Annotated in this window: 21 protein-coding genes and 1 tRNA gene; 14 read left to right on the top strand and 8 right to left on the bottom strand. The window is 58.7% G+C overall.

Features of this window, described 5'->3' with window-relative positions:
- Positions 1 to 3: 3 nt before the first annotated feature.
- From BUB54_RS03135 to BUB54_RS03125, 3 genes are read right to left on the bottom strand one after another with little or no spacing between them, the layout of a single operon-like run.
- Positions 4 to 2,295 carry a putative PEP-binding protein gene (locus BUB54_RS03135; RefSeq protein ID WP_241869452.1) on the bottom strand — a complete coding sequence of 764 codons (2,292 nt, stop codon included), beginning with the start codon at positions 2,293 to 2,295 and terminating at the stop codon, positions 4 to 6.
- Entirely contained in the window at positions 2,261 to 3,304 is a 1,044-nt protein-coding gene (locus BUB54_RS03130; protein WP_048880079.1) for an NAD(P)H-dependent flavin oxidoreductase, read from the bottom strand. The genes BUB54_RS03135 and BUB54_RS03130 overlap by 35 nt, the downstream gene beginning before the upstream one ends.
- A gap of 2 nt (positions 3,305 to 3,306) precedes the next feature.
- Positions 3,307 to 4,521 (bottom strand): aspartate kinase, encoded by a 1,215-nt coding sequence (locus BUB54_RS03125; RefSeq protein WP_048880078.1) that lies wholly within the window; start codon positions 4,519 to 4,521, stop codon positions 3,307 to 3,309.
- 76 nt (positions 4,522 to 4,597) lie between these two features.
- On the opposite strand from BUB54_RS03125, the gene ubiG reads away from it, so the two are divergent.
- From ubiG to BUB54_RS21760, 7 genes are all read left to right on the top strand, one after another.
- Positions 4,598 to 5,305, top strand: a complete 708-nt coding sequence (gene ubiG, locus BUB54_RS03120; protein ID WP_048880077.1) for a bifunctional 2-polyprenyl-6-hydroxyphenol methylase/3-demethylubiquinol 3-O-methyltransferase UbiG — start codon at positions 4,598 to 4,600, stop codon at positions 5,303 to 5,305.
- Between the two features lie 25 nt (positions 5,306 to 5,330).
- A complete protein-coding gene (locus BUB54_RS03115; RefSeq protein ID WP_048880076.1) occupies positions 5,331 to 6,464 on the top strand; it encodes an amidohydrolase in 1,134 nt (377 codons plus the stop codon).
- 6 nt (positions 6,465 to 6,470) lie between these two features.
- The gene (gene recO / locus BUB54_RS03110) at positions 6,471 to 7,208 is read left to right on the top strand and encodes a DNA repair protein RecO (protein ID WP_048880075.1); all 738 of its coding nucleotides are present in this window, start codon (positions 6,471 to 6,473) and stop codon (positions 7,206 to 7,208) included.
- A complete protein-coding gene (parC, locus tag BUB54_RS03105) occupies positions 7,201 to 9,414 on the top strand; it encodes a DNA topoisomerase IV subunit A (RefSeq protein WP_048880095.1) in 2,214 nt (737 codons plus the stop codon). Before recO ends, parC begins: the two co-directional genes overlap by 8 nt.
- 9 nt (positions 9,415 to 9,423) lie before the next feature.
- Positions 9,424 to 11,418 carry an FUSC family protein gene (locus tag BUB54_RS03100; RefSeq protein ID WP_048880074.1) on the top strand — a complete coding sequence of 665 codons (1,995 nt, stop codon included), beginning with the start codon at positions 9,424 to 9,426 and terminating at the stop codon, positions 11,416 to 11,418.
- Positions 11,419 to 11,499: 81 nt separating this feature from the next.
- Entirely contained in the window at positions 11,500 to 11,817 is a 318-nt protein-coding gene (locus BUB54_RS03095; RefSeq protein ID WP_048880073.1) for a hypothetical protein, read from the top strand.
- Positions 11,818 to 12,102: 285 nt separating this feature from the next.
- Positions 12,103 to 12,258: a hypothetical protein gene (locus tag BUB54_RS21760; RefSeq protein WP_373318302.1), complete on the top strand. Its 156-nt coding sequence runs from the start codon at positions 12,103 to 12,105 to the stop codon at positions 12,256 to 12,258.
- 21 nt (positions 12,259 to 12,279) lie between these two features.
- Here BUB54_RS21760 and BUB54_RS03085 read toward each other — a convergent pair whose 3' ends face one another.
- The 3 genes from BUB54_RS03085 to BUB54_RS03075 form a co-directional block, all read right to left on the bottom strand.
- Positions 12,280 to 12,714, bottom strand: a complete 435-nt coding sequence (locus tag BUB54_RS03085) for a SufE family protein (RefSeq protein ID WP_048880072.1) — start codon at positions 12,712 to 12,714, stop codon at positions 12,280 to 12,282.
- Entirely contained in the window at positions 12,711 to 13,673 is a 963-nt protein-coding gene (locus BUB54_RS03080; RefSeq protein WP_048880071.1) for a magnesium transporter CorA family protein, read from the bottom strand. Before BUB54_RS03080 ends, BUB54_RS03085 begins: the two co-directional genes overlap by 4 nt.
- A gap of 122 nt (positions 13,674 to 13,795) precedes the next feature.
- Positions 13,796 to 13,869 (bottom strand) — tRNA-Gln (locus BUB54_RS03075).
- Positions 13,870 to 14,018: 149 nt separating this feature from the next.
- Between BUB54_RS03075 and BUB54_RS03070 the strand changes: the two genes are divergently transcribed.
- The 6 genes from BUB54_RS03070 to guaB all read left to right on the top strand — a co-directional run bounded on the left by BUB54_RS03070 (position 14,019) and on the right by guaB (position 21,125).
- Positions 14,019 to 15,077 (top strand): Ppx/GppA phosphatase family protein, encoded by a 1,059-nt coding sequence (locus BUB54_RS03070; protein ID WP_082075761.1) that lies wholly within the window; start codon positions 14,019 to 14,021, stop codon positions 15,075 to 15,077.
- Positions 15,074 to 15,748, top strand: a complete 675-nt coding sequence (locus tag BUB54_RS03065) for an RlmE family RNA methyltransferase (RefSeq protein ID WP_048880070.1) — start codon at positions 15,074 to 15,076, stop codon at positions 15,746 to 15,748. Before BUB54_RS03070 ends, BUB54_RS03065 begins: the two co-directional genes overlap by 4 nt.
- A gap of 257 nt (positions 15,749 to 16,005) precedes the next feature.
- Positions 16,006 to 17,403: a hypothetical protein gene (locus BUB54_RS03060; RefSeq protein WP_139284770.1), complete on the top strand. Its 1,398-nt coding sequence runs from the start codon at positions 16,006 to 16,008 to the stop codon at positions 17,401 to 17,403.
- Position 17,404: 1 nt separating this feature from the next.
- Complete coding sequence (locus BUB54_RS03055; RefSeq protein WP_048877291.1) at positions 17,405 to 18,556, top strand: UDP-galactopyranose/dTDP-fucopyranose mutase family protein; 1,152 nt, start codon at positions 17,405 to 17,407, stop codon at positions 18,554 to 18,556.
- Complete coding sequence (locus BUB54_RS03050; protein ID WP_048877290.1) at positions 18,553 to 19,524, top strand: glycosyltransferase; 972 nt, start codon at positions 18,553 to 18,555, stop codon at positions 19,522 to 19,524. Before BUB54_RS03055 ends, BUB54_RS03050 begins: the two co-directional genes overlap by 4 nt.
- 92 nt (positions 19,525 to 19,616) lie before the next feature.
- Positions 19,617 to 21,125, top strand: a complete 1,509-nt coding sequence (gene guaB / locus BUB54_RS03045; protein ID WP_408735446.1) for an IMP dehydrogenase — start codon at positions 19,617 to 19,619, stop codon at positions 21,123 to 21,125.
- A 129-nt stretch (positions 21,126 to 21,254) separates the two neighbouring features.
- Here the strand turns inward: guaB and recA are convergent, their stop codons facing one another.
- Positions 21,255 to 22,301, bottom strand: coding sequence for a recombinase RecA (recA, locus tag BUB54_RS03040; RefSeq protein ID WP_048877293.1), 1,047 nt, complete (start codon positions 22,299 to 22,301; stop codon positions 21,255 to 21,257).
- 353 nt (positions 22,302 to 22,654) lie between these two features.
- Here recA and BUB54_RS03035 point away from each other — a divergent pair, with 353 nt between their 5' ends.
- On the top strand, positions 22,655 to 23,083 hold the full coding sequence (locus BUB54_RS03035; protein ID WP_048877289.1) for a GFA family protein: 429 nt from the start codon (positions 22,655 to 22,657) through the stop codon (positions 23,081 to 23,083).
- Positions 23,084 to 23,201: 118 nt separating this feature from the next.
- Here BUB54_RS03035 and BUB54_RS03030 read toward each other — a convergent pair.
- Positions 23,202 to 23,426: transposase (locus tag BUB54_RS03030; RefSeq protein ID WP_139284769.1), on the bottom strand; the 225-nt coding region annotated here is incomplete at its 5' end.

Genomic DNA, 23,426 nt, shown 5'->3' with positions numbered 1-23,426 from the left:
TCCTCAAATTGCGAGATTATGTTCACGTGCCCACACCGCCAGGGGTTCGCGGATGCTACCGCCTGCTGCGCCCGCACGGCGTAATTCACGTAATACTGGGCGCAAGGCATTAAGATCAGCTTCCACCAGCATGGCTTTCACCGGCAGGATGGCGCCTCCTGACATAGATAATGTGGTGACGCCCAACGCAGCGAAAGCCAACGCGTCCAGTGGCCTCCCCGCAGCTTCGCCACAAACGGAAAGCGGAATCCCGGCTTCCTGGCAATAGGTAACCAGCTTCTCCAGCATTTCAAGCACGGGGGCGGAGAGTGTGTCGTACCGGTCCGCCAACTCCGGCGTACCGCGATCCGCCGCGAACAGGAACTGCATCAGGTCGTTGGTGCCAACCGAAATGAAGTCAGCCTCTGCCAGCAAGCCGGGAAGCTGGAACAATAGAGAAGGCACTTCCAGCATGGTGCCGGCTTCCAGCCGTTCCGGCGTGGGACGGATTCGTCCAGCCTCGGCTTCCAGCAGGTCGCGGGCGGCGCGGAATTCCTCAACCGTGGCGACCATCGGAAACATAACCTTCAGCGGCCGCCCTTGGGCGCCCAGCAGCAAGGCACGAAGCTGACGGCGTAGAATTGCTGGGCGGTCCAGCCCAATGCGCAAGGAGCGCCAGCCCATAGCTGGGTTTTCCTCGGTTTGGGCGGTTTCACCAGGCAGCAGCTTGTCGGCCCCCAGGTCCAGCGTGCGGAACTGCACCGGGCGGCCATTGGCGCGGTCCATTACCTTACCATATTCAGCGGCCTGGCCCGCCACATCCGGAATGCCACCAGCCGCCAGCGCTGCGATTTCCGTGCGGTAAAGTCCGATACCATCCGCGCCGGTGCGATCGAGTTGATCCAGTTCCAGCGCCAGCCCGACATTCAACATCAAGGTCATCTCGGTGCCATCCTTCGTGATGGCGGGCACATCCCGGTAATTGGCCAGCGCAGCGGCACGCTCATTGCGGGCGGCCAAAGCGTGATCATAGACCTGGATAACCTCGGGCTCCGGCCGCAGCACCAGCGTGCCCTCCTCGGCATCCAGCAGTGCAAGTTCGCCCTCCACCGCGGCTTCAACCGCCCCTCGCTCCACCTGCAAGGCGGGGATGGAAAGGGCGCGCGCCAGAATCGCGGCATGGCCGGAGGCGCTGGCTTCCTCAATGGCGATGCCCGCGATGCCGCGCGTATGCCAGTCCAGCAGATCAGCAGGGCCAAGGCGGCGCACGATCAAGACCATGCCGTCCGCACGCTCAGGCTTGGGGGCCATGCCGCCCAGCGCCACCATCAGCCGGTTAACCATGTCCTCAATGTCAGCTAGGCGCTCTCGTAGATAAGGATCGGCCACGCGGCGCATACGCTCACGCAGCTGGCGAGCGATTTTGTCCACGGCGGTTTCGGCGGTTAGGCCGTCACTGATGGCGGCGCGCACCTGGGTCAGCCAGCCGGAGCTTTGCGCCACCATGCGGTAAGCGTCCAGCACATCGCGCGAGGCATTCCCGCCGGGAATATTCGCGGTGATTAGCCCGTCCAGGGTTTTGTTGGCTTCCTCGACCGCGTCTTCCAGCCGTTTCAGCTCGGCTTCGGTGTCCTCGGTCAGCAGATTTGCGATGGGCGCGGCGGCGCCATAGGCCAGAACCTGACCGCGCGCGATGCCGGAGGACAGCACATGCCCAGCATAACGGCGGGGCAGGGTTTCTGAGAAGCCTTCTTCACCAACATCAGAGGCGCCGGCGCGGGACAAAATCTCGGCCAGCAGCATCGCCACGGTGGCGAGGGATTCTACCTCCACTGGGGCATAGGTGCGGACCTCCCGGGACATGACCGCGATCACGCCCAGAGTGCGTCCGGCCCGCTTCACCGGCACAGCGAGCATGGAGGCCATGTTTTCCTCGCCGGTTTCGGCGCGGTAAACATAGCGCGGGTGGTTCTGCACGTCTGGCAGGTTTTGTATATCGCCCGAGGCTGCGGCGAGACCGACAATGCCTTCACCAACCCGCAGCTTGGTGCGGCCCACGGCGGATACGTTCAGGCCATAAGTGGCCGCCAATTCCAGGATCTCACCCGGTCGGGTGATGTAGATAACGGCGCCGTTCGCCACCAGCCCCTCGGCAATTAGCTTGGCAAAATCCGCCAAGGAGGCCGTGCCAGTGGCAAGGTTCTCCCGTAACGCGGCAAAAAGCTGGCGCGTATCACCGAATTTGGGTTTTTTGCGCCGGCGGGTCGGCGGTGAAGAAATGTCAGCCTCCTGTGTTCCGCGCCGCCAATGCGGCAATCCCTTGCGCCCGCAATGCGGCAATGATGTCGGCCACCGGCTGCACCGACGTCACCATGCCGACAGACTGGCCCGCCATCACGGAGCCGCTTTCCACATCGCCCTCAATCACTGCGCGGCGCAGAGCACCTGCCCAGAAATGCTCGATCTCAAGCTGTGCGGCGGGTTTGTCCAGTTCGCCGGACTGGAATTTCTGCACCACCTCAGCCTGATGCCGCATGAAGCGCTTGGTGCCCTCATTCACCAGCCCGCGCACAGGGATAACGGGGAACCGGTCGTCAAGCTGCACGCTGGGCATTGCATCGCGTGCAGCCGCGCGCAGGAAAGCTTTCTTGAAATTCTCATGCGCGATGCTTTCGGCGGAGGCCGCGAACATCGTGCCGAGTTGCACTCCGGCGGCACCCATTTCCAGATAAGCCAGAATCGCTTCGCCTCGGCCGATCCCGCCCGCGACAAACACCGGCACCTCGGTGATGTTGGGCAGGATTTCCTGCGCCAGCACTGTGAGCGAAACCGGGCCGATATGCCCGCCCGCCTCGGAGCCTTCAATCACCAGCGCGTCCGCGCCGGATTTCACCAGCCGCTTGGCCAGAACCAGAGCCGGAGCGAAGGCGATAACCTTGGCGCCGCCTTTCTTCGCCCCATTGATATGCGCGGAGGAAGGAATACCGCCCGCAAACACCACATGCCCGACCTTCTGGCGAACGCACACGTCGACCAGTTCAGTCAGGTCCGGGTGCATGGTGATGAGATTCACGCCAAAAGGCTTGTCGGTCAGGACTTTGGTGGCCTCAATTTCTTTTTCCAGCAGGGCGGGCGGCATCGCGCCGCAGGCAATCACGCCGAATCCGCCCGCATTGGAAATGGCGGAGACCAGATTCCTTTCGGAGACCCAGCTCATCGCGCCGCCAAGAAAGGCAAGGCGCGTGCCGAGGAAGTCCGCTCCGCGTTTTTGCAAGGCGTCGAATTGCTGGGTGGCGATGGCGGTCTGGTTCATGGCGTCGGGCATGATCAGCCGTCGAGACCGTAGGCGGTGTGCAGGGCGCGCACCGCGAGCTCTGTATACTCAGCCGCGACCAGTACCGAGACCTTGATCTCGGAGGTGGTGATGGCCTGGATATTGATGCCGCGCGCCGCCAGGGTCTTGAACATTGTTCCCGCCACACCCGCATGGGAGCGCATGCCAACACCCACCACGGAGATTTTCGCGACGTTCTGGTCGGAGGTGATCTCAGCGAAGCCAATCTCCGCCTTGGCCTGCTCCAGCGTTTGCAGGGCGCGCGCCATATCGGTCTTGCCGACGGTGAAGGTCATGTCGGTTGTGCCGTCTGCGGAGACGTTCTGCACGATCATGTCCACGTTGATATTGGCGTCGGACAGCGGCACGAACACAGCGGCGGCGATACCGGGGCGGTCCGGCACGCGGCGGACGGTGATTTTAGCTTCGTCCCGCGAGTAGGCGATGCCGGCGACAATTTCCTTTTCCACGACCTCTTCCTCATCAACAACCATGGTACCCGGGATCTCAGCAAAGCTAGAGAGCACCTGCACGCGCACGCGCTCCTTCATTGCCAGCTCCACGGAGCGTGTTTGCAGCACTTTTGCCCCAACGGAGGCGAGTTCAAGCATTTCCTCGTAAGTAATCTTACTCAGTTTCTTCGCGTTGGGAACGATTCGCGGGTCGGTAGTGTAAACCCCGTCCACGTCCGTATAAATATCGCATAGGTCGGCCTTCAGTGCCGCAGCTAGTGCCACGGCAGAGGTATCTGACCCGCCGCGCCCCAGCGTGGTGATGCGGTTGTCCGGGCCAATGCCCTGGAAACCCGCCACAATCGGGATCTGGCCCAGCTTCATGCGCTCGATCAGCTCTTCACCGTCGATGCTCTCAATACGGGCCTTGCCGTGCTCGCCATCCGTGTCCACCGCGATCTGCCAGCCCTGCCAGGAGCGCGCGTCCTGCCCCAGCTCCTGCAGGGCAATGGCGGTGAGCCCGGCCGTGACATTCTCGCCGGTGGCCACCACGGCGTCATACTCACGCGCGTCGAACAGAGGCGAGAGAGACTGGCAATAGCCGACAAGCTGGTTGGTGACCCCGGCCATGGCGGAGACGACGACGGCGACCTCATTGCCTTTATCGGCCTCGGCCTTAACCCGCCTCGCCACATTTCTGATCCGGTCGAGGTCGGCGACGGAGGTGCCGCCAAATTTCATCACGATGCGCGCCATGGATAAACCCTGAGTACTGTAAACCTTGTGGAAAACGGGCAGGGGCGTCACATAGCGGCGGAGCTAGGATAGAGCAATGAGCCAAGGGTCAGTCATTGACGAAGAAATCGCCCGTTTCAACGCGCTTGCCGCCCATTGGTGGGACGCGAACGGGCCAATGCGGCCTCTGCACATGATGAATCCGGTACGCGCTGCCTGGGTTGCGGCGCGGGTGAGCCGTTTTCGGGGGGCTGGTGTGCCGATTCTGGATGTTGGCTGCGGCGCTGGGCTATTGGCAGAAGCGCTGGCCAAGAACGGATTCGCGATGACCGGGCTGGATGCCGGGGCGGAGGTGATCGGCGTGGCGCGGGGTCATTCGGAAGGGCAGGGGCTGAATCTGACCTACATCCAAGGCACTGCCGAGGCGCTGGCGGCTGAGGGGGCGAGGTTTCCTGTTGTCACGGCGCTGGAAATTATTGAGCATGTGGCCAACCCGGCTGCGTTCCTGGCCAGCCTGCGGACTTTGCTGGAGCCTGGGGGGTTGTTGTTCCTCTCCACGCTCAACCGCACACCGCGTTCTTATGCCGTGGCGAAGCTGGGGGCAGAATATGTATTGCGTCTATTGCCGGTTGGCACGCATGATTGGACGAGATTCATCAAGCCCGAGGAACTGGCGAGGTTGTGCCGAGAGGCGGGGCTGCGCCTCGCGGATACGGCAGGGCTCAGCTATTCGCCCTTGGCGGGTGGGTTCAAGGTCAGCCGGGATTTGTCCGTGAATTACATCGCCATGGCGGTGGCGGATTAAGGGGTTCAGCCGGAAGGAGTATGTCATGCCGGATGATTTCGCGACGACGCTGACGGCCTGGCGGCACCATCTGCACAGGCACCCGGAACTGTCCCGGCAGGAGAAAGAGACGGCGTCCTTCGTCTGTACCCGACTGCAGGAGCTGGGGATTCCCTTTGAAGCCGGGATTGGCGGGCATGGCGTGGTGGCCAGCCTGAAGCGCGGCGGGTCGAGCCGCGCGGTGGGCTTACGGGCGGATATGGACGCACTGCCGATTCCAGAAGCCACGGGAAAGTCTTATGCCTCCCTGAACCAGGGCGTGATGCATGCCTGTGGGCATGACGGGCATACAGCCTCTCTATTAGGCGCGGCGATGCTGCTGCGGGACGATCCAGACTGGTTCGGCCAAGTGCATCTGGTGTTCCAGCCCGCCGAGGAAGGCTTCGGCGGTGCCGACGCCATGGTGGCGGACGGACTGTTCACGAGGTTTCCGATGGAGCGCATTTTTGGCTACCATAACTGGCCGGGGCTGGAGGCCGGGACGGTGATGGTGCATTCTGGCTCGGTGATGGCCGGGGCCACGGGGTTCAAGATCACCGTGAAAGGCATGGCCGGACATGCGGGTATGCCGCATGTCTGTGTGGACCCGGTGCAGGGCATCGCGCATCTGATCGTGGCGGTGAATGCTATTGTAGCGCGCAACCTCTCACCGCTTGAGGCCGGGGTGATTTCCACTTGCATGCTGAACGCGGGCGAAGCGCATAATCAGGTGCCGGAGAGCGCCTCAATGGGTGGAACCATCCGGGCGTTTTCCGCCGAGACCATGGCGTTACTGAAGCGCCGCCTGGGTGAGACGGCGCATGGCGTGGCCGCGGCTTTTGGGCTGGAAGCAGAAATCTGGCTGGGTGGGGAGTTGACGCCGACCGGTAACGCCCCGGAGGAGGCATATCTGGCGGCCGAGGCAGCCATGGCGGCGGGGCTGAACCTGCGGCGGGATATGGAACCTACCATGGGGGCCGAGGATTTCGGGCGGTTTCTGGCGGATATTCCCGGCGCCTATGCCTGGATTGGCAATGGCCCAAGCGCTGGGCTGCACAACCCCGCTTATGATTATAACGACGAGATTCTACCCGTGGCGGCGCGGTTTCTGGCCGCTTGCGCCAAGGCCGCGCTGCGGTGAAGGCGCGTGGAGTTTGAAGGGCCGGGCATTGTCGTTGACCACGCCTTTCATGGCGAGGGGGATCTTGTCGTCACGCTGCTGACGCTGGAGGGGCTGCGGCGAGGGCTGGCCAAAGGTGGGGCGTCGCGGCGGCAGGAGGCTATCTGGCAAGTTGGCAATATCCTGGCCGCGCGCTGGACGGCACGTCTACCTGAGCAGTTAGGGGCTTATAGCGCGGAGTTGGTGCGCCCGGCGGCGGCTTTGGCGATGCAGCAGCCGGAGAGTTTGGCTGTGCTACGCGCCGCCTGCCAATTGGCCGCCCAGGCCCTGCCGGAGCGCGAGCACGCGCCGGAGAGCTTTAAAGGCCTACTGCGGTTGCTGGCGGGGATTGATATTTCCGGATTCGCGCTGGCGGAACTCTGCCGCTGGGAGCTAGTTTTGCTGCGTGAGCTAGGGTTTGGGCTGGATTTTTCCTCCTCCGCTGGTGGTAATGACCGGCTGGCCTATGTGTCACCGCGCACCGGGCGGGCGGTGACGCTCTCCGAGGCCGGGGAATGGGTGGACAGGCTGTTGCCGCTTCCTGAATTTTTGCTTGGTGAGGGTAAGCCAGATCCGAGAGGTTGCCTCGCCGCTTTGCGCCTGACCGGGCATTTTCTGACTCGCGACGTGTTCGGCGTCCGCCATCGCCCCCTTTCGCCAGCGCGGCAGGCTCTTTATGAGCGTCTTTCCTTGAGGCTTGAGGAGAAGGATGGGGGCGATGCCTGATGATTTCGGACAAGTTGAAGATCTGGCGCTGGGGAGTGCGCTGTCTGAGCGTTATCTGGCCTATGCGCTGTCCACCATCATGTCCCGCTCGCTGCCGGATGTGCGCGATGGGCTGAAGCCGGTGCATCGGCGGCTGATCTACGCTATGCACCAGTTGAAGTTGGACCCGCGTTCAGGCTTCAAGAAATGCGCCCGAGTGGTGGGTGATGTGATCGGTAAATTCCACCCGCACGGAGATTCAGCGGTTTATGAGGCGCTGGTGCGTCTGGCCCAGGATTTCGCGGCGCGTTACCCGCTGATCGAAGGGCAGGGGAATTTTGGCAATATCGACGGCGATAATGCCGCGGCGATGCGTTACACTGAATCGCGCCTGACCGAGATCGCGGAATATCTGCTGCGCGGGATCGACGAGAACGCGGTTGATTTCCGCCCGACCTATGATGGCGAGGAGCAGGAGCCGGTGGTGCTGCCCGGTGCTTTTCCGAATCTGCTGGCCAATGGCGCCAGCGGCATCGCGGTAGGCATGGCGACCTCCATTCCGCCGCATAATGCGGGCGAGGTATGTGCGGCGGCCCTGCATCTGATTGAAAAACCAGAAGCCAGCACCGCGGACTTGCTGAACTATCTGAAAGGCCCGGATTTTCCCACCGGAGGCGAACTGGTGGAGGATGAGGCGGTCATTCTCAATGCCTATGAAACCGGACGCGGCAGCCTGCGCACCCGTGCGAAATGGCATAAAGAGGATGGCAAGCACGGAACCTGGGTGATCGTGGTAACGGAAATCCCGTATCAGGTGCAGAAGTCTCGCCTAGTGGAACAGATCGCGCTGCTGCTTACGGATAAGAAGCTGCCACTGCTGGGCGATATCCGCGATGAGAGTGCCGAAAACATCCGTCTTGTGCTAGAGCCCAAGAACCGCACTGTGGATGCGGACATGCTGATGGCCGCCTTGTTCCGAGCCACGCAGCTGGAATCCCGCTTCTCGCTGAACATGAATGTTCTGGATAGTGGGCGCACGCCGAGAGTGATGGGGCTAAAGGCGTTGCTGCGCGCTTGGCTGGACCACCGGCACGAGGTGCTGGTGCGCCGGACAAATCACAGGCTGGAGGCGATTGGCCGGCGGCTTGAGATTCTCGACGGCTATATCAAGGTCTTTTTGAATCTTGATGAGGTGATCCGGATTATCCGCTTCGAGGACAAGCCGAAGGAACAACTGATCGCCACCTTTGAGCTGACCGAGGTGCAGGCCGAGGCGATCCTGAACATGCGGCTGCGCGCCTTGCGCAAGCTGGAGGAAATGGAGATCCGCAACGAGCACAAGAAGCTCGCGGCAGAGCAGAAGGGCTTGCAGGCGCTGCTGAAGGATGAAAGCAAGCGCTGGGCGAAAATCGGAGCGGAAATAGCCGAGGTGAAGGAGAAATTTGGCTCTGGCGCCTTGGGCGCGCGGCGAACTAAGATTTCCGAGGCCGCGCCGGTAGTGGAAATTGTTGCCGAGGCGCTGGTCGAGCGTGAGCCGATTACGGTAATTCTCTCCGAAAAAGGCTGGATCCGCGCGCAGAAAGGGCATCTCTCGGACGGTGCGGATTTGAAATTCAAGGAAGGCGACAGGCTGCATACCCTGCTGCCCTGCCAATCCACGGACAAGATCGCGTTGTTGGGGACCAATGGCCGCGTCTATTCCATCAAGGCGGCGGATGTGCCGCGCGGGCGCGGAGATGGCCAGGCGATCCGGCTGATCGTGGAACTGGCCAATGAGGATGGGGTGCTGACGCTGTTCGTGCCGGATCCGGCGCAGAAATATCTGGTGGCCTCTTCTTCTGGACGGGGCTTTGTGCTGGCGGGAAGCGAACTGGTTTCTGAACGGCGGGCGGGCAAGATTATCCTAACGCTGAAGCCGGACGAGGAATGGGCGCTCTGCGTGCCCGCCAATGGCGACCATGTGGCCGTGGTCGGTCAGAACCGGAAGCTGCTGGTGTTTCCGCTTGAACAGCTGCCGGAAATGCCGCGTGGTGCGGGCGTGCAGTTGCAGAAATACAAGGATGGCGGCCTCTCTGACGCTAAGGTGTTCACGTTGGCGGATGGGTTGAGCTGGACGATCGGGGAGCGTGTGCGGATCGAGCAGAAACTGACCGAATGGCTTGGCGCGCGGGCCGCTGCGGGGCGTTTGCCGCCGAGTGGTTTTCCCAAATCCAATAAATTTGGCTGATCCCGGGAGATGAAACGCACAGCGCCCAATTTCAAACCGAATTTCCGGGCGTTGTCGCTATCTGAGGGGATGCGTGCCTTCTGTGCCGTGGCGCTGCCTTTGTTGTTGGGCGAGCTGTTCAACGTGCCGCAGATGGGGCTGGCCGCCCTTGGCGCGCTGCTGACTTGTTACGCGGACCCCGGCGGGCCGACGCAGAAACGCGCCCCCGCTGTTATCACCTTCGCGGTGCTCGGTGGCACGCTTTACGGGCTGTTTTGCTGGCTTGCGGGGCAAAGCCCTTACATTGCGGCGCCGCTTGCGGCGTTCGTGATTTTTTGTACCAGCTTCGCGCGTATTTTCGGCCAGAGCGCGATGCAGGTGGGCAATTTGGTCAGCGTGGCGACGGTGTTAGCTCTTGGGGCGCCGGACCCTGAAATGCTCCATGACGCTCTGCATGGCCTGAATTTCTGGGCCGGAGCGATCTGGGCGGTGATTTTGACGCTGGTGATATGGGAAACGCATCCTCATGCGGCCTCCCGCCGGGCGCTGGCGGAGGTGACGCGGCGTTTGTCCCGGCTGTCCCAGGAAATAATAACATTTGCCCGAGAAGCGCAGGGGGACGCGGCTTTTTCCGCCTCGGCGCTGGAATATCGTGGCCAAGTGCGCGAGGCGATCGAAACGGCGCGGGTGGTGGCCTATGAAACATTCCGGCGGCGCGGGCCTGTTTCAGCGCGCGGTGCGCAACTTTCCCTGCGGCTGGAGAGTTTCGACAAGATTTTCGGCGGGCTGATCGCCTTGGCGGAACAGCTGGAGTTGGACGCTTCCGCGCGGCAGGAATGTGTGCAGCCCTTGCGGTTGATCGCCGGGTGGCTGGCGGTGATGGCGGTGGAGATTGAGGCGGACAGACCGCTGGATACGCCGCGCAAACGCGCTAGCCTGAAACGGCTGCGTAATTCTCTTCGTGAGTTGCCAGACGCGGCGGAGCGTCATGTGCTGGCCGCGATTGCCGAGCAGTTCGCGGTGCTGGTTGCCGTGGCGCCGCCCTCCGGCGGGCCGCAACCCGCCCCCAGCACGGCCAGCTTGCGGATACGTCTGCTTTCGCCCATCCGTCAGAATCTCACGCCGTCCTCGGCTGCCTTCCGGCACGCGTTGCGGGTGGCTACCATCTCGCTGCCAGTGCTGGCGGTAACCACACGGTTTGGCGGCATCTACTCGCATTGGGCGACCATCACGCTGCTTTTCTGTCTGCAGCCTTATTTCGCAGCCACTTGGGCGCGGACGGCTGAACGTTCCGCGGGTACGGTGCTGGGTGGGGTGCTGGCGGGGATTATCGGCCTGTTCATCCATACCGAGCTTCAGCTTGCGTTGGCGATGCTTCCGCTCAGCCTGTGTGCCTTCGCGCTCAGGTCGGTGAATTTCAGCCTTTATATCGCGGTGCTGACGCCAATGATCGTGCTGCTGGTTGAACAGTTGCATCCAAGCGGCAAGGGCGAGCTGTATGTCGCTTTGTCGCGTGTGCTGTGGTCGCTGCTGGGCGGGGCGCTGGCGGTGTTTGGCAGCGCCATACTGTGGCCGAGTTTTGAAGCGCCAAAGCTGGAAACGAGCATCAGCGCCGCCAAACGCGCCCATCTGGCTTATGCTGAGGCCGTGTTCACGGCGCTGCTGGGGCAGGGCAGCTGGGGCACGTCGGAAGTGGCTCGCCGCGCCGCGGGCCTAGCCAGTAATAATCTGGAGGCCGCTCTTTCTCGCGCCTTGGCGGAGCCGCATGCAGGGCACCAGCAGGCATTGGTGAAAGCGGCGGCGGTGGATGCGGCGTTGCGGCGCATGGCCGGGCGTTTGTCTTTGCTGGCGGTTGAGCGCCCGCACCTGCCCGCCGAGGAAAGCGAGATTTGGAAAAGTTGGGCCGCATGGCTGCGGGAGGGGTTGGAGGCCGGCGTGGTTGGCCACCGCCCATCGCTTCCCTCCGGCCCCGGCGCGGAGGATTTGCAGCGCCTGGCCCGGCAAGTGGAGCTAATGGCGGGGTGACAGGCCGGGGTTGCGCTTTTTTTACTTTTGCTGCGCTGCAAAAATCCCCATATCTGCCTGTCTGAAGTAAGGATATCCGGAATGAATAAAGAGTCTTTCTTCGCGCGGCCTGATCTGACATTGGCCAATTTGACCGCTCAAGGGGCCATGTTGGCGCTTGAGGCGCAACAGGTTGTGGCCTTGCGGTTAGCCAAGCTGGCCCAGGGCGGGCCAGATGTGGCAAGCGAAACACTATTGATGATCATGGAGAAGATGCAGGCTCTTCAGGAGAGCGCGGCTCTGCTGCTGAATGCTCCCCTGGAGGGCCAGAAGTACCTTAACGCACCGGAAATTTTGCAGCTTTACCGTAAGAAGGTCAGAGCCAACCAGCGCCGTTTGAGCGGTGTGCCTGCGCTTTAATTTTTATTACAAAACGTGCCCTGGCTTCGCCATGTTTGGCGCTTAATCTCCGTGTTGGAATAAGAAGTGGAGACTGTTATGCCAACACGCCGTTCACTCTCTAAATTCGTGCTGGGCGTTGTTCTGGCTGTACCATCGGCTTGCGTGCTGGCTGCGCCAGCAGTAGCGCAACCGCCGCCACCACCACCGCCTGGGCCAAGGCCGTCATATCCGCCGCATTACCGGCCTGTTCCGCCGCCCCGTTATGAGCCCCGGCCGCCTCCGCCGCCCGCTGGAGGGTACTATATCTGGCGGCCGGGACATTGGGTCTGGAATGGCTACCGTTACCGCTGGGTTGGGGGCGGCTATGTCCGCCGTGCTCCAGGTTGGCACCGTTGGATTAATGGGCATTGGGCTATTGTTGGCGGCGTGTGGCGCTGGGTTCCAGGCCATTGGGTCTGATGCCTAACCTTGTCGGGGTGGTCAGGCGATTTTTGCCATGCTTTGAATCCGTTCCACCATCGCTGCCACGCCATTACCGCGATTAGAGGAAAGCGCGCCGATCAGCCCGAGATCATGCAGGAATTTTCCGGGAGTGGCGAGAATGTCCGCCCGTTCCCGCCCAGAATAGACGCGCAGCACTAGCGCTACCAGCCCTGAAACGATGGCGGCGTCAGAGGCGCCAGTAAGCCAAAGCTTGCCGCCTTCCTCTTTAGCGGCCAGCCAGACCTTGGATTGGCACCCCTGTACGCGGTGTGCCTCATCCTGCCACTCGGCGGGGTATGGGGGCAGCTTGCGGCCGAGTTCAATAATGAACTCGTAACGCTCCATCCAGTCATCAAACATCTCAAGCTCAGCGCCGATGGCTTCAATGGCTTCGGCGGCGTTGGCTTCTTCCGGCTCATAAAATTTGGTCATATCCAGCCTTTCTTGCGGAACCAGACCAGCGGTGCAACCGCTGATATAATCATCAGGGCCCAGGCAAAGCCATAGCCGTACTTCCAGGTTAATTCTGGGATATCGTGGAAGTTCATGCCGTAAATTCCGGCGATGAGGGTGGGCGGAATGCCCATGATGGAGACGATGGTTAACACCTTAATGAGGCTGTTCTGGGCGATATTGATGAAGCCCAAAGTCGAATCCAGCAAAAACTGAACTTTATCAGTTAGATGCGTTGAGAACTCGTTGAGAGAGGAAACGTCTTTCTGTACGGATTTCAGCCGTTCTCGCAGTGTTTTCGGAATCCACTCCACCGCCGTGAGCACATAGGGTGCGATTCGCGCCACGCCGAGTTGAGAATCACGCAGATAAGAGATCGAGTCATAATCCTGTCCCAGCGTGACCAGGATGCGTTGCAGCTCCCGCTCGGCATTGCGGGCGGGGGTGCGGCTGCCGAGACGGTGGTGGAAAATTTTGTGGCTGAGCTTATCCAGTTCCTCCCGCAGCTTTTCCAGTGCGTCGGCTAGCCTGTCCACAATACCCTCCAGCAGCGCCACGAAGATATGGACGCTGCCTGGCACGCCCTCAGCCGGGGCACGGGCAGTGAATTGGTTGAACAGCACGCTAGGGGCAAAACGGAGCGTTACCAGACGCTCAGGTGAAAGCACAAAGCCGCAAACCCCGTTCTCAAGTACCCCGGCGATTCGGGTAACCACGGGCAAGGACAGGGTCAGCACCCCGGCATCGACGGACAGACGGGAGGAGCTTTCGATCTCTGACAGGTCGGCATAATGCGGCAGGGAGAAGCCAGTAACACGGGTGACGAACGCATATTCCTCAGCCGAGGGCTTCTCCAGGTCAAACCAGATCGCCTCGGATGCGTCGTCCTGGCTGAAGGTTTGCAGCCGTCCATCGCGCCAGCCATAGGCTCTTAGCATGTCCGCTCCTTCCACACGGAGGCACGAATATCAGCGCCACGGGCTTTGACAAACCCATCAGATCCAAGAGGACATAAAGATATAATCTTAAATCCGACAATATATAACTAAGTGCAATCTTTTGGCTGGGGGACCTGGATTCGAACCAAGGCTGCCCGGGTCAGAGCCGGGAGTTCTACCGCTAAACTATCCCCCAAACGATGTCGGTGGCGGGCGTCTAGCATTGCTGCGCGGCACAGGCAAGCCCATCCATGACATCATGCTTTCAGAAAATATATGCCCGTAATCGGTTCTTATAGCTTTTGGTTCTTGCCCAGCCGGGCCAATCCGCGAATATATAAGCAAATGGTCAGTCAGTTCTCCCTCGTGCAGCCGACGCAGCCGGTTTCAAACCGGCGGGGGCGGCGGCGCGCTGTGTTCGGGGGAATTGATCTGGGCACTAATAACTGCCGGATGCTCGTTGGTACCCCCGCGGCGCATGGTTTCCAGATACTCGACAGCTTTTCCCGAGTCGTTCGGCTAGGGGAGGGGCTTTATGAAACCGGCAAGCTCTCCGCCTTGGCGATGGACCGGGCCATTAGCTCCTTGGCCATCTGCGCGGACCGCGCCCGGCGCTGGACCGGGGATGAGTTTACGGGACCGATCAGGCTGCGGGCCATCGCCACGGAAGCCTGCCGCCAGGCGGAGAACGGCGTTGAATTTGTGCACCGCGCGCGTGAGGCAACAGGCCTGCCACTGGAGATCATCAACCCGCGCGAGGAAGCCGAACTGGCCGTGGAAAGCTGTGCGCCGCTGCTGCGCAAGGCCGGGCGGCGGGCGTTGTTGTTCGATATCGGCGGCGGTTCTACCGAAATTGCCTGGGTGAGGCTGGATAGCGGGATCCGGCCGGAACTGATCGGGTATCTTTCCCTGCCGGTGGGCGTAGTAACACTATCTGAACGCTGCGCGGGGGCCTGTTATCAGAGCGAGGGATTTTTCAGCTTGGTGGAAGATATCATCACCATGCTGCGCCCGTTTGAGTCAGTCCACAGGATTGGTGAGGAAATCCGCCGGGGGGGCGTGGTCATGGTTGGTACATCTGGTACAGTCACCACCCTAGCCGGCGTCTCGTTGAAGCTGGATCGTTACCGCCGTGGGCTGGTGGATGGGGTTTCCCTCACCCGCCGGGCGGTAGATGATGCTCTGGCGGAAGCCTGCGCGCTGGGTCGGGATGGCCTGTCCCGCCATCCGTGCATCGGGATGGATCGGGTGGAATTCGTGCTGCCGGGCTGTGCCATTTTTGCGGCGATCCATGAATTATGGCAGGCTCCGCGGCTGATGGTGGCCGATAGGGGCTTGCGCGAAGGTATGTTAATGAGGCTGATGCGCGACATGCCGACCCATAAGCACCGTTACAACGCATGACCGACAACAGCTCCAAACTGCCACCGCGCCGCGAGGCGGTGCGGCTTAAAAACGCGCGCAAGCTTTCAACCTCATCGCAGCGTTGGCTGCAAAGGCAGCTTAACGATCCTTATGTGACCGCCGCCAAGGTCCACGGATGGCGCTCACGCGCGGCCTTCAAGCTCATTGAGTTGGACGAGAAATATAAACTCATCGGCAAAAACCCGAGGGTGTTGGATCTGGGCGCGGCGCCGGGGGGGTGGAGCCAAGTGGCTTTGGCCCGTGGCGCCTCCAAGCTGGTGGGGATTGACCTGCTTGAGATTCAACCTGTTTCAGGGGCGGATTTCATTAAGGGCGATTTTCTGGAGGAAGGTATGGAAGCCAGGCTGACGGAGATGCTAGGGGGCAAGGCCGACCTTGTGTTGTCCGATATGGCACCGAATACGTCCGGCCACGTGGCGACCGATCATCTGCGGATTATGGCTCTGGCGGAAGCTGCGCTGGCTTTTGCTTGCGATGTTCTCGCGCCTGGCGGCGGGTTTGTGGCCAAGTTGTTCCAGGGCGGAGCTGAGAAAGAAATGCTGATGACGCTGAAGCGGCGTTTTAGCAATGTAAAACACGCCAAGCCCCCGGCCAGCCGGAAAGAATCGAAGGAGATGTATGTGGTGGCGACAGGATTCAGACCAGACTGAATTTTGTCGATTTTAAGAAATCAAAACGGAATTTGTATGTTAAAAACTTTATAACATTCAGTTGTTAATGTGCTGGAATTATAGAATTTTTTCAGAAGAAGATTGCTCTGAAACGTGTATTGTTGATGGCTTTTTGACGGAAATTTAAAATATGTCCAAATCGTTAAGGCTGAGTTTCATGCGGGCTTGAAAAATCGAGATAACCGCTGTGTATAAACTTATTTATATCTCATTTAGGCGGTTGATCTTTAGGCCTCATGGAACAGAACTTTTTTATGTCGCAGGGACTACTCCTGCCTGGGCTAGAGTTTTCCGCACCGGAGAGCATGTATGTGAGGTTGAACGACCTTGCATCAGCTAATTTTATGGCCCGCTCGATGCGATACAAAATTGGGGGCGCATCTTCTTTTGACACTAATTTCAATGCTGTTTCGGTTGAGACGCTCAAGCACGTTACAATTATAGATACTATAGATACGCTGTATCTGACCCTTGAAGGAGAAGGCCGCTTTACTTTGCGGGTAGGCTTGCGTCGTTTGGGGAACTTCCAGAGTTGCCTGTGCGAACAAGAGGTAACATTGCTTCTGACTGCGTCGTTAGCCGTGCCATGGGCTGAGCTTGAGGGCGGCATGCTAGATGTCCTCGCTGAGGCTCTGGAACAAGGCGAACTAACAGGCGGGCGTTTTTTGACCGCCACCGTTCCGGCGCAGGAAGTGAAGCTGGGGGGGGGGCGCGCACGCTTTAACCGCAAGGCATTTGTTGTGCCCGCCATCGCCCGCATGCGTGAAGGGCTGCTGACGCCGCCGAGCGTTAATGGCAAAATTGAGCCTATTGTTGTTAATAACTCGCGGAATATGACCGAGGATGAGGCCATCGGCGCCACGCTGTTTCCTATTCCATTCTTTGGCCGCGGAGACGATGCGCTCATTAGCATAGTAAACAATTTTGATGTGGAAACGGTAAGCGGAGTCTCCTGTTGGGGAGAAGACTTTCAACTGAAGGAAAATCCCGCCACACGTTGTCTCGGAATGCGTGGTACTTTGGCAATATTATTGCAAACCGCGCAAGCTGGAAGCTTTTACACATTACGTATTGTTTTAGGATGGTTAGTCACGAGCTTATTTTCGCATAATTACGTCAGTGCAGGCGCAATTTTAAAAACCATACGGGGTGTGTCTGGAGGGCCTGTGTTTAGGAAAGACAACCTCGACACGGCAAATGTTCGCGCGAAATTAGCACCGCTGAATGCCGAAGAGAAAATGCAATCCGTGTGCCTTGCAGATTTCAAGCTGCGGTATCGGGGGGATCAAGAAAGGTTGTTGCACCGCTGCATCCGTCTGATCACGTTGAATGGCTTTTTGTTGCCAGGCTTTCTCATGCGTGATTCAACGGTATATGAAATCAAATCGTTTCGCGCTTCTTACCGCAATATATTTCGATATAAACAGGTTCTTTACTTCTATGAAGCGCTGGCGCCTGGCTATGTAGCTAAGTATGATCGTGGACGGTTTTCAGCGATATTGCTCCAGTTTTCATTGATCATGAAGGACTTTTTGTCCAAGTCGTCCGATATCGGGCGTTCCTATCAAGTGGCTCTGCCGGAAATGACTAGCGGACAGTTCTGGCAGAAACTTTACCAAGAGAAGAGCGAATAAGATGGAAAAAATCGGTATCGTCGGCGCGGGCTTCTCGGGCAGTGTCATTGCGCGGGAACTGGCTGAGCGCGGTTATCAGGTCGATATCTTCGATACGCGTCCCCATGTTGCCGGAAATTGTCATACGGACCGGGATGCCAAAAGCGGCGTGATGCTGCATGTTTATGGTCCGCATATATTCCATACAAGCAATGAGCGCGTGTGGGATTATGTGCGCCGGTTTGACAGGTTCATGCCTTTTATCAACCGAGTGAAAGCTCATGCGCGGGGCAAGGTTTTCTCCTTGCCGATCAATCTGATGACTATCAATCAGCTATTCGGGAAGCAGTTTTCTCCAGAGCAGGCGCGCTCCTTTCTTGCCGAACAAGCCGATCAGCGCATTGTCGAGCCGCGCAGTTTCGAGGAACAGGCACTACGCTTTGTGGGGCGGGAGATTTATGAAACATTCTTCCGTGGCTACACGCGAAAGCAATGGGGCATGGAACCGTCTGATCTGCCAGCCAGTATTCTGAAGCGTTTGCCCGTGCGCTTCAATTATGACGATAATTATTATGCCAGTAAATTCCAGGGCATTCCGGAGCATGGCTACAGCTATATCGTTGAACGCATTCTCGACCATGCAAACATCGAGCTGCATCTTTCCACCAGCTTTACACGGGCGCAGGCAAAAGACTATGCGCATGTCTTTTATAGTGGGCCGATTGATGCCTGGTTCGGGTTTTCCGAAGGGCGGCTAGGCTACCGCACGCTGGATTTTGAGGTGTTGCGTGGCGACGGGGATTATCAGGGCAACCCCGTGATTAATTATTGCGATGAGAATGTGCCCTGGACGCGCGTTGCCGAGCATAAACACTTTACTCCGTGGGAAGAACACGAAAAAACAGTGCTTTATCGTGAACATAGCCGCTTGTGCGGAGAGGCGGATACGCCTTACTATCCGATTCGACTTGTAAATGATAAGGCGAGGCTGGAGCGTTACGTAACTATGGCAATAACGGAACCGCACGTTACGTTTGTCGGCCGTCTTGGAACCTATCGATATCTCGATATGCACATAACCATTGGAGAAGCGCTTGAGGCCGCAGAACGTTTCGTGAATGCGCGTGAGCTGGATGAAGCGGTGCCGGCTTTTTGCGTCGATCCTTTGGCATGAATGCAGCACCGCATAATCTACCCTGTGTAGCTGCGGTGATTGTAACGTATAATCGCCTTGAGAAACTGCGCCTGACCTTAGAAAAAACGCTGGCGCAACCTTTCTCTCGGGTTGTTGTGATCGACAACGCCTCTACAGACGGAACAGACGCGTATCTGCGCGGTATTGACGACCCTCGTTTATGTATCGTGCACGAGCCAGAAAATCTGGGAGGCGCCGGGGGGTTTGCGCGCGGGTTTGAGATCGCCGTGCGTGATACAGGCGTGGAGTGGCTGGCATGCTTCGACGATGACGCTTACCCAGCCGCCGACACGCTCACGGAATTCGCTGACCTCGTGCCAGGGCCAGAGGTTGGTGGCGTTGCCGCGGCGGTTTATTTCCCCGATGGCCGAATTTGCCCCATGAACCGACCAGGAATGGATATTTTTAAATCTCCTGCAGTTTTTTTGCGCGCTGTGTTGCAGCGTTTCGGTTCCGTCGGACTTAATGATGAGGTATATAACAGCCAAGCGCCTGTGGAGGTTTGCTTTTCCTCCTTTGTCGGATTTTTCGTGCGCTGTGACCTTGTGCGCCACCAGTTGGGTCTGCCAAAAGCTGAACTGTTCGTTTACAGGGACGATTCGCTTTATACCCTGGCCCTGACGCAAAGTGGCCATAAATTGCTGTTCGCGCCAAGCGTGCGGTTTGTGCATGATTGTTCGATGCCTTCCTCCGGCCGCCGAGTGTATGTTCCGCTTTGGAAAGCCTATTACATCATTCGTAACGACCTGCCTTTTTTCCGGGCTTTTGCGGGCGGGTATTTCTATTTCATACTGCCTTTGCTGATCATTAAATTTCTGTGGCCAATCTGGCTTTACGATAAGCCTGCTTTGTTTTGGCGTGTCGCCATGGTAGCCTTGGCGGATGGGTTGCGCGGTAGCTTTTCCAGATCCCATGATGCTGTGAAAGCTCTGTCGTCGAGCTTTTGAGTACCAATGCTAGCCCCGTCTAAAACGCATGGCCCCCCTGACTTGCGCCGTGTGGGTATGGCGGTTATTGGGAGCCGCCAAGGTCTTAAAAGATGGGTACGGCCATGGCATTCGATGTTTCAAACAAACCTGATGTATCAAGCCGCATCTCAGAAGCATTGGCTTTTGACGATGTGTTAATGGTGCCTGGTTATTCCCAGGTTCTACCGGGAAGCGTGAAAACCACGACACGGCTGACCAAAACCATCTCTTTGAACATCCCCCTGGTTTCAGCGGCTATGGATACCGTGACCGAGGCGCAAATGGCCATTGCCATGGCGCAGCAGGGCGGGATTGGCGTGATTCATAAGAATTTCATAATCGAGGAACAGGCTGCCCAGGTTCGCCGCGTTAAAAAGTTTGAAAGCGGCATGGTGGTGGACCCGCTGACTATCTTCCCGGATCAGACGCTGGCCGATGCCCGGGCGTTGATGGCGCAGAATAATATTTCCGGCTTCCCGGTTGTTGAACGTGGCGGCAAGCTGTTGGGCATTCTCACCCATCGTGACATGCGCTTTGCCACGGACCCGAATATCAAGGTCTCTGAGTTGATGACGCGCGAGAATCTTGCCGTGGTGACGGCGGGTGTGTCGTCTGAGGAGGCGCGAGCCTTGCTACATAAACGGCGCCTGGAAAAGCTTCTGGTGGTGGACGAGAGGTTCCACTGTGTCGGGCTGATGACCGTGAAGGACATGGATAAGGCCGAGGCCTACCCGTTAGCCAATAAAGACGAGATGGGCCGTCTGCGCGTTGCCGCCGCTACGGGGGTTGGCAAAGACGGTTTTGAACGCGCGGAAGCGCTGATCGAGGCCGGAGTTGATGTGGTGGTGGTGGACACCGCCCACGGCCACTCGGACGGCGTGCTAAAAGCTGTTACCAAGATTAAGCACCTCTCCAACGCGGTGCAGATTATTGCGGGCAATGTGGCAACGCCCGAGGGCGCACAGGCACTGGTGGATGCCGGTGCGGACGCGGTAAAGATCGGCATTGGCCCGGGCTCGATTTGCACCACCCGTGTGGTGGCGGGAGTCGGTGTACCGCAATTCACCGCTGTGATGGAAACTGCCGCGGCCTGCCGTGCGGCTGGTGTGCCTGCTATTGCTGATGGTGGCATTCGCGCATCTGGTGACATGGTAAAGGCGCTGGCCGCAGGGGCGGATGCCGTAATGGTTGGGTCGATGCTGGCGGGAACTGATGAGGCGCCTGGTGAAGTGTTTCTGTATCAGGGCCGCTCTTATAAATCTTATCGCGGCATGGGCTCGCTTGGCGCCATGGCGCGGGGGTCAGCCGACCGCTATTTCCAGCAGGAGATCAAAGACAGCCTGAAGCTGGTGCCGGAAGGTATCGAGGGTCGGGTTGGCTATAAGGGGCCGATGGCCGCTGTAGTGCATCAACTGGTCGGCGGGTTGCGTGCTGGCATGGGCTATACCGGCAGCGCAGATATCCAGTCTCTCCAGACGAATACCAAGTTCCGTCGCATTACCGGGGCGGGGCTGCGCGAGAGCCATGTGCATGATGTCGCGATCACGCGCGAGGCGCCAAACTACCGCCAGGACGGCTAAAAACAAAAGCCGTTAAACCAGGAAATATCTTTTCTGGTTTAACGGCTTTTGTAAATACAAGCTTTAGCGGCTGTGAGGCCCCTGAACATATCTCTAGACGCGTAAAGGTAGCGCCAGAAGCGGCTTTATTTAATCGTCGCTGTCTTCGCCGTTATCTTCAGCCATCAGCACGTCCGCGATAGCACCGGCTTCTTCACGGATCCTTTTTTCGATCGATTCTGCCGCCTTCGGGTTGTCGCGCAGGAACTGCTTGGCATTCTCGCGCCCCTGGCCAATCCGCTGGCTGTCATAAGAGAACCAAGCGCCAGATTTTTCAACTACGCCGGCTTTCACGCCAAGGTCGATCAATTCACCCGCCTTGGAAATGCCCTCACCGAACATGATGTCAAACTCAACCTGCCGAAAGGGCGGGGCCAGTTTGTTTTTGACAACCTTAACGCGAACGTGGTTGCCGGTGACCTCATCACGCTCCTTGATGGAGCCAGTGCGGCGAATCTCCATGCGGATGGAGGAGTAGAACTTCAGGGCGTTGCCACCGGTTGTGGTTTCCGGGTTGCCGAACATCACGCCGATCTTCAAACGGATCTGATTCAGGAAGATTAGCATGGTGTTGGAGCGTGCGACGGAGCCGGTGATCTTACGCAGCGCTTGGCTCATCAAACGGGCATGCAGGCCGACATGGGAGTCTCCCATCTCGCCTTCCAACTCTGCGCGGGGTACTAGGGCCGCCACGGAGTCAATCACCAGTACGTCAATGGAGCCGGACCGCACCAGCGTATCCGCGATCTCTAGCCCTTGTTCGCCTGTGTCTGGCTGAGAAATCAAGAGGTTATCAACATCTACGCCCAGCTTGCGGGCATAAACCGGGTCCAGCGCATGTTCGGCGTCGATAAAGGCGCACACACCGCCGCGCTTCTGCGCCTCGGCCACGGCATGCAGGGCGAGGGTAGTTTTGCCGGAGCTTTCAGGGCCGTAAACTTCGACCACACGCCCGCGCGGCAGGCCGCCAATACCCAGCGCCAGATCCAGTCCCAACGAGCCCGAGGGAATAACCTCAATCGCCTCATTACCGCCTTTGGCGCCCATGCGCATAATAGAGCCCTTGCCGAAAGCGCGCTCAATCTGCGCCATCGCGGCGTCTAGGGCTTTGTTTTTTTCGAGGTCTGGTTTCGCCATCTGTGTCACTGTTGCCATTAAAGGTGCTTCCTGAGCGTCCAACATCGACTCGATTTCTGTCAAACGCGTCTTCTTGCTTGCGGTAGATGCAACCATAGCGTGTTTTCTTTCAGATGTCAGTGAGAATCCTTGAAATTCAACCTGACACGACAAGAACAAAAAGGCAACATTCTTGTTAATAAATTGTTCGATTTTTGTTCTTTGGCCGCAAAATTCCCCGTTCGCATTAGTTTATTCGAAGTTTTTGTGAAAGCTTTTGCTGGCTGCCCTGATCCATTCCGGGACAGTGTTTGACTTGCCTCGCCGCACGTTACCATCCTGAGTTCTTCAAGCTCAAATAAGTGAGGAAACGAATGTCAAAGACCTATAAAGGTGCTTGTTTCTGCGGGGCGGTGACGCTGGAAGCAACCGGCGAACCCGATGGCATGGGGTATTGCCATTGCCGTTCCTGCCGGTCTTGGTCGGCGGGGCCAGTGAATGCCTTCACGCTCTGGAAGCCGGAGGCGGTGAAAGTGACGCAAGGCGAGGGAGAGATTGCCACGTACGCCAAAACCCCGGCCAGCGCGCGTAAATATTGCCGTCAGTGCGGCGGACATTTGATGACCATGCATCCCGGCTTCGGCTTGATGGATGTATATGCCGCCACTCTGCCGGAATTGGAGTTCAAGCCCGGTGTACATGTGAATTACGCTGAAACGGTCCTGCCAATAAAGGATGGCCTGCCGAAGCTCAAAGACTTCCCCGCCGAGCTTGGCGGCTCTGGCGAGATGATGGCCGAGTAATAAAAAAGGGCGCCCAAGCGCCCTTCCAGACCGCTGACAAACCCCGTCATTTTTGGCGGGGTTTTGTTTTATTTATTGTTTGGCTTGTAATTGTTCTGTTTGTGAGGGGGTTTCCCTTTCAGGCCGGGCTTGGCGTTGGTGCTTTGGTGAGTGCCATGGCGATTTTTTTGATATTTTGTGCGGTGGCGGCGAGCAGGCATTGGCAGGTGACGCCGGTTAAGCCTCGGAAGCGTGCGTAGCGGTGTCCGAGGAGTTGCTTGGCATCGGCGAAGGACCGCTCGACCGTCTCTTTTCGTCGTTTATAGATGGCCTTGCCCCATGAGGTGAGGCGGTTGGCGTCGGT

The organism is Acidocella aminolytica 101 = DSM 11237 (assembly GCF_900129125.1).
Taxonomy (GTDB): domain Bacteria; phylum Pseudomonadota; class Alphaproteobacteria; order Acetobacterales; family Acetobacteraceae; genus Acidocella; species Acidocella aminolytica.
This window is presented reverse-complemented; position numbering and strand designations above follow the sequence as displayed.